The sequence below is a fragment of the Albimonas sp. genome (assembly GCF_055129145.1).
In genome coordinates this window covers 1-13083 of sequence record NZ_JBSRTQ010000124.1, presented here as the reverse complement: position 1 = coordinate 13083, position 13083 = coordinate 1, and the positions used below count along the sequence as shown (strand labels likewise).

The window sequence follows — 13083 nt, the reverse complement described above, 5'->3', positions numbered from 1 at the left end:
CGCGCCGCGGCGCGCCGCCCCGACCGGCGCCCGGCCCGGCGGCGCGCCCGCGCGGCGGGCCTCTCGCGCAGTTGACATCGCGCCGCCTCACGATACTGTCCGACAAACCTACAAACGCGCGCCTCGTCGCGCCGACATGACCGCGCGCAACGTCGCGCAGATCGCGGAAAGCTCCGCCGTCCCCTCGCCCGGGCCGGACCGGATCCGCGAAGGGGAGGACCGGCGCATGGGGCTCGACGCAAAGCCGCTTCAGGTCTCGCACGCCTACCAGATGGTCTCGGCCGAGCTGGAGGCGCGCATCCTCGACGGCCGTCTGCGTCCCGGCGAGCAGCTGCCCGGCGAGGTCGAGATGGCCTCGCTCTTCGGCGTCAACCGCTCGACCATCCGCGAAGGCATCCGCAAGCTCGAATCCGAAGGCCTGGTGCGCCGCGCCTCGCCGCGCAAGCTGGTGGTCTCGATCCCGCGCGCCCGCGATCTCGCCACCCGGTCCTCACGCGCGCTGCGCCTTCTGGAAGTCACGTTCGACGAGCTCTGGACCGTCGCGCTCGCCACCGAGCCGCTTGCGGCCGAACTCGCCGCCCGCAACGCCGACGCGGCCGACCTCGAGCGGCTCGACGCCAATCATGCGTCCCTCGTCGCCGCCACCGCCGCCGCGGCGGCCGGGGCCCCCTCGGCGGGCGCCGACATCGTGGCGCGCGACACCCAGTTCCACAGCCTCGTCGCCACCGCCGGCAAGAACCGGGCGCTGATGCTGGCGCGCGAGCCGGTCGGCTTCCTGCTCTATTCGGGGATGGAGGCGCTGCTGCCGCATCTGCCCCAGGCCCCCGGTCGCCAGCTCGAGGCGCATAGCGGCGTCATCGAGGCGATCCGCGCCCGCGACGCGGCCTTGGCCTGCGAATGGATGCGCAAGCACATCTACGATTTCCGGCGCGGCTACGAGATGGCGGGCCTGCCGATGGACGTCGCCATCGCCCCGCTGGTCCCCCGACCGGAGCTCACGACATGACCGAAACGCTCGCCCCCGCCGACAATGTCGACTTCGACCCCGACCGCCTTGCAAAGTATCTCGGCGGGGGCGAGGTCGGGCTCAAGCGCATCTCCGGCGGCCAGTCCAACCCGACCTATTTCGTCGACCATGGCGGGCGGGCGATGGTGCTGCGCAAGAAGCCGGCCGGGCAGCTTCTGCCCTCCGCCCACCAGGTCGACCGCGAATACCGGGTGATGGCCGCGCTCGGCGACGGCGGCGTGCCCGTCCCGCGCATGATCGCGCTGGTCGAGGACCCGGAGGTGATCGGCGCCGCCTTCTATCTGATGGAGCGGCTCGACGGCCGGGTGGAGCATGACAGCGCGCTGCCCGCCTGGTCCGCGTCCGAGCGTGCGGCCGGCTACGCCGACCTCGCCCGCGTCCTCGCCCGCCTGCACAAGGTAGACTGGGCCGGCGTCGGGCTGGAGGGCTTCGGGCGTCCCGAAAACTACTTCGCCCGCCAGATCGCCCGCTGGACCCGCAACTGGAACACCGCCCGCACCCGCGAGGACGCGAACATCGAGAGCCTGTCGAAATGGCTCGCCGAGAACGTCCCCGCCGACGACCCGCCGACCATCGTGCATGGCGACTACCGCATCGGCAACGTGATCTGGGCGAAGGACGAACCCCGCATCCTCGGCGTGCTCGACTGGGAGCTGTCGACGCTGGGCCAGCCGCTCGCCGACCTCGCCCATGCCGCCTGTTTCTGGGAATTCGCGCCCGGAGAGCTCGGCGGGGTCGAGGGGCTGGACCTCGCCCGCCTCGGCATTCCCGATCTCGCCGGCTTCGCGCGCATCTACTCCGCCGCCGGCGGGGCCGACACCGCGCTGTCGCCCTTCCACCGCGCTTTCGCGCTGTTCCGTTTCGCCGTGATCTTCGAAGGGATCGCGGCGCGCCACCAGGCCGGCTCGGCCGCGGGGGAGGACGCCGCCGCGGTCGGCGCGCTGTCCGCCTCCGCCGCCGCCAAGGCCGCCGCGATCCTGTCTTCGGACGCGGCCTGACCCCTGCGAGGAGCCGACGCTCATGGATTTCGAATATTCCGCCAAGACCCTGGGGATGATGGACCGGCTCGAGGACTTCATGCAGTCCTGGGTGATGCCCGCCAACCAGGAGTTTCACCAGACCTGGCACCAGACCGGCAAGTATCCGATCGAACTGGTCGACCGGCTGAAGGCCAAGGCCTTCGAGGCGGGCCTGTGGAACATGTTCATGCCGGGCCTGCGCGACGATGAACCGGGCACCCGGCTGACCAATCTGGAATACGCCCCGCTGGCCGAGATCATGGGCCGCGTGCCCTGGGCGTCGGAGGTCTTCAACTGCTCGGCCCCGGACACCGGCAACATGGAGATCCTCCACCAATTCGGCACGCCCGAGCAGAAGAAGCGCTGGCTGGAACCGCTGATGCGGGGCGAGATCCGCTCCATCGTCGGGCTGACCGAGCCGGATGCGGCGTCCTCCGATCTCACCAACCTCGCGACCACGGTGATCCGCGACGGCGACGAGTACGTCATCAACGGCCGCAAGTGGTTCTCCACCGGCGCGATGCACCCCAACGCGAAGCTCGCCATCGTCTTCGGCGTGTCGGACCCCAGCCCCGACGCCGACCGCCACAAGAAGCACAGCTTCATCCTGGTGCCGATGGACACCCCCGGCGTGAAGATCGTGCGCGACGTCCCCATCATGCACCACCACGCGCCCGAGGGGCATTCGGAGGTGCTTTACGAAAACGTCCGCGTCCCCGTCGACGCGATGCTGGGGTCGGAGGGCGACGGCTTCATGCTGGCGCAGGCCCGTCTCGGGCCGGGGCGCATCCATCACTGCATGCGCACCATCGGTCAGTGCGAACTGGCGCTGGAGCTGATGTGCGAGCGGGCGCTGGAGCGCAAGACCTTCGGCAAGGCCCTGGCCGAGCGCGCCAATATCCAGGACTGGATCGCCGAGGCCCGCTTCGACATCGACCAGGCCCGCCTGCTGATGCTGCGCGCCGCGTGGAAGATGGACAAGCAGGGGGCGAAGGCCGCGCGGGTCGACGTCTCGGCGATCAAGGTGGTGGCGGCGCGGCTGCAGACCTCGATCACCGACCGGGCGATGCAGGTGTTCGGCGCGGCGGGGATCACGCCGGACACGCCGCTGTCGTATCTCTGGACCTGGGGCCGGGCGCTGCGCTTCATCGACGGGCCGGACGAGGTCCACATGATGGTCATCGCCCGCGACGAGCTCGGCAAGGCCAAGGGCCGGCTCGGGTCGAACATGGCCCATTACGTGAAGGCGCACTGACATGACCACGGGCGGCGGCATGGCGGACTGGGGATTCCCGCTGCGGCGGGAACGGCATTTCGGCGAGCGGGTGGTGAGCTGCCATCCCGACCGCCCGCGCCACCTCCACGCCATGCTCGCCGCCGCCCTGGCCGCCCGGCCGGAGGCCGAGGCGCTGATCCTCGACGACGGGCGTCGCCTGACCTGGGCGGCGCTGGACCGCGAGGTCCGGGGCCTCGCCGCGGGGCTCGCGGGCGCCGGCGTCGGGCAGGGGGACCGCGTGGCGATCCTGCTCGGCAACGGGCTGGAATTCGTGGCGCTGGCCTATGCGGCGGCCCGGCTCGGCGCGGTGCTCGTCCCGCTCTCCACCCGCGACCAGACCCCGGGCCTGCGCCATGCCCTGACCAATTCCGGCGCGAAACTGGTGGTGGCGGAGGCGGAGGCCGCGGCCCGCCTGCCGGCCCCCGCCGACACGCCTGCGCTGACCCGCCGTTTTTCACTCGCCCCCGCGCCGGGCTTCGAGGCCTACGCGACCCTTCGCGCCGACCCGGACGCGGCCCCTGCCGCCGCCGAGCCGGACGAGGAAGCGCCCGCCACCATCCTCTACACCTCCGGCACCACCGGCACGCCCAAAGGGGCGGTGCTGACCCATCTGGGCCTGATCCATTCCTCGCTGACCTACATGAAAACCTGCGGCCTCGGCCCCGACGACCGCATGGCGGTGGTGGCGCCGCTGTCGCATGTCACCGGGCTAGTCGCCGGGCTGCACGCCGCCATGGCCTCGGCCGCGACGCTCATCGTGATCCGCGAGTTCAAGGCCGCGCGTTTCCTCAAGACCGCGGCGGCGGAGCGGATGAGCTTCGTGGTGCTGGTGCCGGCCATGTACAACCTCCTGCTCCATCAGGACGATCCGGCCGCGCACGACCTTTCGGCCTGGCGCCTCGGCCTTTTCGGCGGCGCGCCGATGCCGGCGCCAACCATCGAGCGGATGGCGGCCAAGGTCCCGAGCCTCGGCCTCGTCAACTGCTACGGTGCCACCGAGACCTCTTCGCCGATCACCATGATGCGCGCCGAGGAGACCGCCGCGCGCCGCCTCTCCGTCGGCCTGCCCGCGCCGGGGGCCGAGATCCTGGTGATGGACGACGACGGGATCGAATGCCCCCCCGGCGCGCATGGCGAGCTTTGGCATCGCGCCGCCAACGTCGTGCCGGGCTACTGGGAGAACCCCGAGGCCACCGCCCGCGAATTCTGCGCGGGCTTCTGGAAGTCCGGGGACATCGGTTCCATCGACGCCGACGGCTTCGTCCATGTCCATGACCGCAAGAAGGACATGGTCAACCGCGGCGGCTTCAAGATCTTCACCGCGCAGGTGGAGGGCGTGCTGCACGAGTTTCCGGGCGTGGTCGAAGCCGCCGTCATCGCCAAACCGTGCCCCGTGCTGGGCGAGCGGGTGCACGCGGTGATCGTCGCCCCCGAAGGCCCGCTGGACGAGGCCGCGCTCGCCGCCCACTGCCACGCAGCCCTCGCCGACTACCAGCGGCCCGAGAGCTTCACGTTTCGAAAAGATCCCCTGCCGCGCAACGCCAACGGCAAGATCCTCAAGCGCGACCTGCGGGAGGCTCTGGGCTTCGCCGGCTGAGGCGCCGGCCAATCATTCCCGATCCGGAAAACCGGACGGGCGACGCCGCCGCAAGGCGGTCAACATGGGAGAGACGCCGATGAAGACCCTGATGACCCGCGCTCTGGCGGCCGCCGCGGCCGCGACCTTCGCGCTCGCAGCCCTTCCGGTCGCGGCGCAGAACCTGATGATCTCGTCCGCCCTGCCGCAGGTCCATCCCTGGACCGGCAAGCTGATGGACGTCTTCGCCGACCGGATGGAGGCCGACAGCGACGTCACCTTCACCCGCTTCTACGGCGGCGAGCTGACCGGCGTGGGCCGCGGGCTCGACGCGCTGCAGGGGGGCACGGTCGACATCGTCTCCCCGCTGCTCGCGCCCTACCACCCGGGCGTGTTCCCGCTGACCGACATCAGCCAGCTGCCGGTCTACGGCACCGACGCGCCCGCGGTGACGCGGGCGTTCCAAAAACTGCTGGACAGCGACGTGGCGCTGAAGGACGGCAAGACGTTCTACGAGCTGGAAATCGGCGGCAAGGGCATCAAGGTCTGGGGCCTCGGCGCCACCGGCGCCTACGCCATCAACACCGCCGCCAAGAAGATCGAGACCCCGGCCGACTTCAAGGGCATGCCGATGCGCGCCGGCGCGGCGTTGCAGACCATGACGCTGGAACGCCTCGGCGTGAACCCGGTGACCATGCCCGCCCCGCAGGCCTATGAGGCGCTGTCGCGCAAGACCCTCGACGGCATCCTGCTGTCCATCGCCGACTGGAAGTCCTTCTCGCTGATCGAGATCCTCAAGCATTCGATCACCGGCGTCGCGCTCGGGCATTGGGAGAGCTACCACGCCATCTCCGACCGCGCCTGGAACGGTCTGACGCCCGAGCAGCAGGCGACCTTCGACCGCGACATCCGCGCCGTGTCGATGGAGAACGCGGTCTATATCGAGGACCTGGCCCGGCAGGTGCAGGAGACGGCGGAGGCCTCGGGGTCCGAGTTCACCGACGTGAAGGATCTCTCGCCCGAACTGCAGGCCTTCATCGCCAAGGCCGCCGCCGACACCTGGAAGCAGTGGATCGAGACGCTGGAGAAGAACGGCCATCCGGCCCGCGCCGCGGCGAAGCTGTGGGCGAGCCTGATCGTCGAGGAGGGCGGCGCGCTGCCCGAGGGCGTCGAGGCCTATCTGGCCGACGGCTGAGCGAAAGCCGACCGAGAGGGCGCGCCGGCCGCAGGGCCCGGCGCGCCTCCCCCTTCCTCCTCTCCTTCACCGACAGGGATCCCCATGACTCCGCATGAGGCGTTGATCTTCGTCGCCGTCTGGTTCGCGCTTTTCCTTGTGCTGGGCCAGACGGTCGCCGCCGTGCTGATGGGCGCGGGCATCGTGGGCATGTACGCCATGATGGGCGCGCGCCTGTTCGAGGGACTGCTCGCCTCCGACATCATGGGGGCCGCGTCCTCCTATTCGCTCTCCATCATCCCGCTTTATCTGGTGCTGGCGCAGTTCCTGCTGCGGGGGCGGGTGGTCGAGGATCTGTTCCGCGTCGGCTACAAGCTCGCCGGCCGCAGGCGGTTCCCGCTGGGGGCCGCGACCATCGTCTCGGGCGGGCTGCTCGGCGCGGTGTCGGGATCGGGCGCCGCCACCTCCGCCGCGCTGGCGGTGATGGCCGGGCCGCAGCTCGAACGCGTCGGCTACACCAAGCGGTTTTCCATCGCGCTGGCGGCGATTTCGGGCTCGCTCGCCGCGATCATCCCGCCGTCGATCATCATGATCATCTACGGCTCGCTGACCCTGGTGCCGGTCGGCCATCTCTTCATCGGCTCGATGATCCCCGGCGTGCTGTGCATCGCGGTCTACATCATCTGCCTGCACTTCTTCGGGGAGAGCGACCCCGCCGCCGTCGCCGCCGCTCAGGCCGAGGAGGAGGAGGCGCTGCCCGGCGGGGCGGTCGCCGCCTTCATCTTCGTCATCGCCCTGATGTCGGTGATCTTCGGCGGCATCTACGGCGGCGTCTTCACCGCGGCGGAGGCCGGCGCGCTCGGCGCCTTCACCGCCCTGGTGGGGATGGTCGCGATGGGCCGGCTCGGCCTGCGCGACATCGGCATGGCGCTGACCGACGCGGTCAAGGTGACGTCCATGCTGATGTTCATCGTGCTCGGCGCCCAGGCCTTCGGCCGCTTCCTGTCGCTGAGCCGCGCGCCGCGCGAGCTTCTGGCGGCGATGGAGCCGATGCTCGACAACCCCACCGTGCTCATCACGCTGATCCTGCTCGCCTTCTTCGTCGCCGGCCTGATCCTGGAATCCGCCGCGGTGATGGTCCTGCTGATCCCGATCATCGCCCCGGTGCTCGATGCGGCCCAGGTCGACCTGCTGTGGTTCGGGGTGATGGCCTGCTTCATGATCTCGCTGGGCCTGCTGACCCCGCCCGTCGGCCTCGCCACCTACGCGGCCTGCGCGGCGGTCAGGCACCCGGTCGGCCCGATCTTCCGACAAACCGGGCTGTTCGCGCTGATCGCGGCCATCGTGGTCACGCTGATCATGGTCGAGATCCCGGAGGTCGTGACCTGGCTTCCGGCGCAGATCCAATGAGGGGCGCGCAGATGTATCGCAAGCTCGGCCAGGCCGAATGGGCCATCGCCGCCATCGGCGGGGGCGCCTGCCTCTCCGCCATCCTGCTGCTGACCGTGATCACCGTCTTCGGCCGCTACGTGCTGGAACGCGACCTGATCCCCGGCGGCTACAACATGATCGAGGGGGCGTTCTTCCCCCTCATGGTGTTCTGGGGCCTGCCGCTCGCGCATCGCGAGGGCTCGTTCCCGCGGCTGGAGACGCTCGACGCCTTCCGCTCCAACGCCTTCGCCCGCCTGCTGGCGGCGGCGGTGCTGCTGGTGGAGGGGCTGATCTACGCCCTCGTCCTCTACTACTGCGCCAGGTTCGCGCTGATGAGCTGGGAGACCGGGCGTCAGCTTCAGATCGGCACCGGCTACTGGCCGTCCTGGCCCATCGCCATCATGGCCCCGATCTCCTTCGCCCTGATGCTGGTCGAAGTGGTCCGGCTGATCCTCCGAGACGTCCGCGCCGCGTTCGGCCGCGCGGCCCCGACCGAATAGGGAGACGATTATGAAAACCCGTGTGACCGAGCTGCTGGGCACCAGATACCCGATCATCCAGGGCGGCATGCAGTGGGTGGGGCGGGCGGAGCTCGCCTCCGCCGTGTCGAACGCCGGCGGCCTCGGCATCCTCACTTCGCTGACCCAGCCGACGCCTGCGGATCTGGCGAAGGAGATCGCGCGCTGCCGCGAGATGACCGACAAGCCCTTCGGCGTGAACCTGACCATCTTCCCCGCCGCTTCGCCGCCGCCCTATGAGGAATATCTCAAGGTCGCGCTCAAATCCGGCGTGAAGGTGATCGAGACCGCCGGGCGCAGCCCCAAGGAGTTCATCGAGCAGATCCATGCCGCCGGCGCGGTGGTCGTGCACAAGTGCACTTCGGTCCGCCATGCGCTGTCGGCGGAGCGGGGGGGCGTCGACGCCATCTCCATCGACGGGTTCGAGGCGGCGGGCCATCCGGGCGAGGATGACGTGGGCGGCCTCGTGCTCTTCGCCGCCGCGGCGCAGGCGGTGAAGGTGCCGTTGATCGCCTCGGGCGGCATCGGCGACGGGGCGACGATGGCCGCGGCCTTCGCGCTGGGGGCCGAGGGCATCAACATGGGCACCCGCTTCTGCGCGGTGCAGGAAGCCCCGATCCACGACAACATCAAGCAGGCCATCGTCGCGGCCGGGGAGCGGGACACGATCCTGATCTTCCGCACCCTGCGCAACACCGGCCGGGTGCTGAAGAACGCGGTGTCCGAAGAGGTCGTGGCCATCGAGACCCGCCCCGGCGGCGCCGAGTTCAAGGACATCCACGCCCTCGTCGCCGGCCCGCGCGGGCGGGCGGCGCTGGAGGAGGGCGATGCGAATGGCGGGCTGGTCTGGGCCTCCCAGGTCTGCGGGCTGATCCACGACATCCCCACCTGCGCCGAGCTGATCGAGCGGATGGTGAAGGATTGCCGCGCCAAACTCGCCACCGCCGCGGCGCTGGTGGCCTGAGGGTCAACGTAACAAGAGACCGGCCGCGTTCTCCTCCCTGGGGCGCGGTCGAGGTGGCGGACAGGTCGGACGACCCGACTTCCTGCGGGTCGCCGGCGCCTCCTCTGTCCGCGAACGCCGCGCGCCGGTCGGATGTCTCCGGCCGGCGCGTTCGGGTTCCGGGGGGCTCAGGCTTCGATGGAATCCACCGCCTGCAGATGCGGGCGCCGGGCGCGGCCGGCCTCCGCCGCGCGCACCAGTCCGCGGAACAGGCGGCGCTGGCGACGGGCGTAGACCAGATGCTCGGGGTGCCACTGCACGCCCAGCGCGAAGGGCTCGCGGTCCCGCTCCACCGCCTGGATCATGCCGCCCTCGTCATGGGCGACGGCGCGCAGCCCCTCGCCCAACCGGTCCACCGCCTGGGTATGCAGGGAGTTCACCCGCATCGGCGCGGTCCCCGCCAGCCCCGCCAGCCGGCTCGCCGGGATCACTTCGACCGTCTTGCGCGGCAGGATGGTGCGGGTCGGGTCGCTGGAGGCGTGGGTCGCATAGGCGTCCTGGTCGAGCGTCCCGCCCAGCACGATGTTGAGCATCTGCGCGCCCCGGCAGATGCCGAGCACCGGCAGCCCCCGCGCGAACGCGTCCCGGATCACGTCCTGCTCCAGCTGGTCGCGGTCCGGGTCGACGCGGGAGGTCGCCACCAGCTCGCCCCCGTAAAGTTCGGCCGAGATGTCGTCTCCCCCTCCGATCACCACGCCGTCGACGGCGGAGAGGTCCACCTCGCGCGCCGTGTCCCAGCGCCGCGCCCGCCCGCCTGCCAGCGCCACCGACAGCCACATCAGCGGAAAGATCCGCCAGCCCGAGCGGCGCGAGCAGGTGACGCCGATGGCGGGGCGCGCGCTCCAGCCCATCATGCGGCGGTTTCCTGATCCTCGCCCTCCATCCGTTCGGCCGGACGGATCCCGGCCCCGGCCAGCACCGCGTCGGCGCGCCTGCGCCATTCGCCGGGCAGGGCGATCAGCTCGTCGTCCAGCTCCAGCCACTCCGCGGCCAGCGCGTCCAGCAGCTCGGGACGGGCGGCGACCGCCTCGACCAGCAGCCAGCGGCGCCATTCGCGGGCGACCGACCAGTCGGGCTCGTCGATCCGGCAGTCGGGCAGGCGGTAATGCCAGGCGGGGCGGGCGCCGATCTTGATCTCGTCGCCGAGCGCCGCGGTCACGCGGTCGGGATCCGCTAGCTTGAGGATCGGGAGCAGGTCCAGCGCCCGGTTGCGGGTCGGGTTGTGCGCCAGCGCGCTATCCGCCAGCGCGGCGAAGTCCCAGTCCGCGCCGTCGCGCGCCGCCTCGGTGACGAAGGCCCGCGGAAACGGGTCGACGAAGGGCAGGGCGCGGCGCGAGAGGTCGATGGGGTCGGCGGCGCGCAGGCTGTCTTCCAGCAGCGCGAAGGCGCGGACCACGGGGACGAGATCGCGCGCCTCGGTCGAGATCACCTCGACGTTCAGGTGCATCCCCAATCCCAGCAGCGCGCCGTCATGGGTGCCGGCGGCGCCGGCCTCGCGCAGTGCGGTCGCCGCCGCCTCGACCACCGGCAGCTTCGCCAGAGGCAGCGGCGGCGCCACGCATTCGACCGGGATGACGGAGGAGGCGAGCTCCACCAGCTTGCGCCCGCCCTCGGATTTGCGCAGCGCGCTGTCGCGATAGATTTCCCAGTCGCCCTCGGGCGTGTCGATCTTCCACGCGCCGGGGCCGGTCTCCCGCGGCTCGGCCCCCAGCACGCCGGCGACGACGCGGGCGGCCGCTTCGGGGTCGATGCCGGCGAATTCCAGCTCCACTCCGACGCGGCGGGGGGCGCCATCGCGGTTGTCGGGCTCGGGGGGCAGGTCGAAGGCGTCGGGCGCGGGACGGGTCATGGGCGGTTCCTTCTCGGCATGTCGCCGGCGGGGGCGGGGCTGGCGCGCAGGCGGCGCGGCCGGGCCCGGGATGAAACGGTTGACTTAGAGGCTAGTCCGCCGCGCCGCCTGTTCAACCGGGGCGCGTCGGCGCGGCGCGCCGCCCCGATCTGCGGCCTTCCCATTCCGGGCCGCAGGGCGGATGCTGGGGACGCGCCCGATTCCCCCCGCCGTCGCCGGGGACCCGGGCCCGGAAACAGAGCGCAGGGGACCGCCGCCGCCGATGCCCTTCGACTTCATCTTCATGCTGACCCGCAACGACCGCACCGTCGCCGACGCGATGGAACATGCCGAGACCGCGCTGGCGCTCGGCCTGCGCCATATCGGGTTCAAGGACGTGGGACTGCCGGAGCGCGAGCTCGCCCGGCTCAACGCCCGCCTGCGCGCCGGGGGGGCGACGACCTATCTGGAGGTGGTGTCGCTGGATGCGGAGACCGAGCTGCGCTCCGCCTCCGTCGCCGCTTCCATCGGGGTGGATCACCTGCTGGGCGGCACGCGGGCGGATCTGGTGGCCCCGGTGCTCGCCACCGCCGGCATCCGCTATTCGCCGTTTCCCGGGCGGATCGTGGGGCATCCGAGCGTGCTGGAAGGGGGCGTGGCGGAAATCGCCGCCTCCGCCGCGCGGCTGGCGGAGCGGGACGACGTGCACGGGCTCGATCTGCTCGCCTATCGCCATGCGGGCGACGTGCCGGCGCTGATGCGCGCGGTCTGCGCCGCGACGCGGAAACCGGTGATCATGGCGGGGTCGATCGCGGATCCCGCGCGGATCGAGGCGGCGGCGGCGTCGGGGGCGGCCGGCTTCACCATCGGCACCGCGGCGCTCGACGGGGCGTTTCCGGGGGCGGGGGCGGGGCTCGCCCAGCAGCTCGCCGCCATCTCCGCCGCCACGCTGCATGCGGCGGGCGGGGGCGGGCGGGCGCGGCCCGTCTAGGCCGCGCCCGGGGTGGTCCGCGACATCAGTCGCGCAAGGTCAGCCGCGCGACATCAGTCGCGCGACGCGAGGCCCCATTTCACCGCGGTCTGCTGGAAGAACCCGTCCAGCTTCTTCACCGCGATCCAGTTGTTCACATAGTTGATCCACACCTGATCGTCCTGCGGCAGCAGCATCGCGATCGGCGAGGGCGCGCGCGAGGTCGCCACCGGCACGCGGGTGATGTTGGGGAACTTCTCGATCAGGGTCGCGCCCTCGATGTTGGAGGTCACGAACACGTCGGCGCGCCCGGAGATCACCTCCTGATAGCCGCGGGCCGGAGCCTCGACCACGGTGATGCGGGCGTTGGGGAACCACGCCTTCACGTATTTCTCGAAGGTGGTGCCGAGCGTGGTGGCGACGATCACGTCGGGCTTGTCGATGTCGGACCAGTCCTTGAACCGCTCGAGCTTTTCATTGGTGGTGAAGGGCAGGATCACCACGGTCAGGTAGGACTCGGAATAGCCGGCCACCTTCATCCGCGCCGGGCTGATCGAGGCGGAGCCGGTGATGTGGTATTTCTTGGCGACGACGCCGTTGACCAGGGTCTTCCAGTCGGTCGGCACGAATTCCAGCTTCACGTCGAGATCGGCGGCCAGCGCCTCCATCACGTCGATGTCGTAGCCCTTGTAGGCATTCGAGGCGGGGTCGCGCACGCTCATCGGGTTCCAGTCGCCGGTGGTGCCGACCTTGAGCACGCCGCCGTTCAGGATCTCGCTGAGCGCGGACTGCGCCTGCGCGCCGGCGGCGGCGCCGAAGGCAAGGGCGGCCGCCAGGCCGAGGGCGAGGATGGATCGCATGTCTCACTCCGTGTCGGGCGGCGGAGGCTTCGGGCGGCCTGCGATGCAGGACCGGGCCTCCGGGCCGGGGATGGGCTTGCGTCCGGGCGCGGGATGCGGGCCGGACGAGATGCGGGCGGGGTCGGCGCGGGCCGGCGAGGCCGGGCGCGGGACCGCCGCGCGGGCACGATAGCAGGTTGCGCGGACGTGTCAGTCCCAACTTGTCGGCCCCGAGTCGTCGGGGGGGCGCGGGAACTTGACGCGGACATGAACGGGCGGCGCCCGACCCCGGCCGTGGTTCCCTGGTCCCGAGGCACGGGCCGCGCGTCGGCCGGGGCGTCGGCGGGGCGGCCAAGGAGCTCGTTGATGGCGGCCTGGCGGCGCTGCTCCTGCTCGCTGCGCTTGCGGGACTGGACGTACTC

At 71.2% G+C, this 13083-nt stretch carries 12 protein-coding genes; 9 read left to right on the top strand and 3 right to left on the bottom strand.

What is annotated here, in order from left to right; genetic code table 11:
- The first annotated feature begins 136 nt into the window (after positions 1-136).
- The 8 genes from ACTB72_RS16600 to ACTB72_RS16565 all read left to right on the top strand — a co-directional run bounded on the left by ACTB72_RS16600 (position 137) and on the right by ACTB72_RS16565 (position 8985).
- Entirely contained in the window at positions 137-1006 is an 870-nt protein-coding gene (locus ACTB72_RS16600) for a FadR/GntR family transcriptional regulator (protein WP_463038120.1), read from the top strand.
- Positions 1003-2025 carry a phosphotransferase family protein gene (locus tag ACTB72_RS16595; protein WP_463038119.1) on the top strand — a complete coding sequence of 341 codons (1023 nt, stop codon included), beginning with the start codon at positions 1003-1005 and terminating at the stop codon, positions 2023-2025. The genes ACTB72_RS16600 and ACTB72_RS16595 overlap by 4 nt, the downstream gene beginning before the upstream one ends.
- A gap of 22 nt (positions 2026-2047) precedes the next feature.
- Positions 2048-3301 (top strand): acyl-CoA dehydrogenase family protein, encoded by a 1254-nt coding sequence (locus tag ACTB72_RS16590; RefSeq protein WP_463038118.1) that lies wholly within the window; start codon positions 2048-2050, stop codon positions 3299-3301.
- A gap of 1 nt (position 3302) precedes the next feature.
- On the top strand, positions 3303-4919 hold the full coding sequence (locus tag ACTB72_RS16585; RefSeq protein ID WP_463038117.1) for a class I adenylate-forming enzyme family protein: 1617 nt from the start codon (positions 3303-3305) through the stop codon (positions 4917-4919).
- A 64-nt stretch (positions 4920-4983) separates the two neighbouring features.
- Positions 4984-6093, top strand: coding sequence for a TRAP transporter substrate-binding protein DctP (gene dctP, locus ACTB72_RS16580; protein WP_463038116.1), 1110 nt, complete (start codon positions 4984-4986; stop codon positions 6091-6093).
- 84 nt (positions 6094-6177) lie between these two features.
- The gene (locus ACTB72_RS16575; protein WP_463038115.1) at positions 6178-7482 is read left to right on the top strand and encodes a TRAP transporter large permease; all 1305 of its coding nucleotides are present in this window, start codon (positions 6178-6180) and stop codon (positions 7480-7482) included.
- An 11-nt stretch (positions 7483-7493) separates the two neighbouring features.
- Positions 7494-8003: a TRAP transporter small permease gene (locus ACTB72_RS16570; protein ID WP_463038114.1), complete on the top strand. Its 510-nt coding sequence runs from the start codon at positions 7494-7496 to the stop codon at positions 8001-8003.
- A 10-nt stretch (positions 8004-8013) separates the two neighbouring features.
- Positions 8014-8985 carry an NAD(P)H-dependent flavin oxidoreductase gene (locus ACTB72_RS16565; protein WP_463038113.1) on the top strand — a complete coding sequence of 324 codons (972 nt, stop codon included), beginning with the start codon at positions 8014-8016 and terminating at the stop codon, positions 8983-8985.
- A gap of 167 nt (positions 8986-9152) precedes the next feature.
- Here the strand turns inward: ACTB72_RS16565 and ACTB72_RS16560 are convergent, their stop codons facing one another.
- The gene (locus tag ACTB72_RS16560) at positions 9153-9878 is read right to left on the bottom strand and encodes a gamma-glutamyl-gamma-aminobutyrate hydrolase family protein (protein ID WP_463038112.1); all 726 of its coding nucleotides are present in this window, start codon (positions 9876-9878) and stop codon (positions 9153-9155) included.
- Positions 9875-10873, bottom strand: a complete 999-nt coding sequence (locus ACTB72_RS16555) for an amidoligase family protein (protein WP_463038111.1) — start codon at positions 10871-10873, stop codon at positions 9875-9877. Before ACTB72_RS16555 ends, ACTB72_RS16560 begins: the two co-directional genes overlap by 4 nt.
- 262 nt (positions 10874-11135) lie before the next feature.
- Here ACTB72_RS16555 and ACTB72_RS16550 point away from each other — a divergent pair, with 262 nt between their 5' ends.
- Positions 11136-11843, top strand: coding sequence for a hypothetical protein (locus ACTB72_RS16550; protein ID WP_463038110.1), 708 nt, complete (start codon positions 11136-11138; stop codon positions 11841-11843).
- Between the two features lie 53 nt (positions 11844-11896).
- Here the strand turns inward: ACTB72_RS16550 and ACTB72_RS16545 are convergent, their stop codons facing one another.
- A complete protein-coding gene (locus ACTB72_RS16545; RefSeq protein ID WP_463038109.1) occupies positions 11897-12682 on the bottom strand; it encodes a transporter substrate-binding domain-containing protein in 786 nt (261 codons plus the stop codon).
- Positions 12683-13083: the final 401 nt, after the last annotated feature.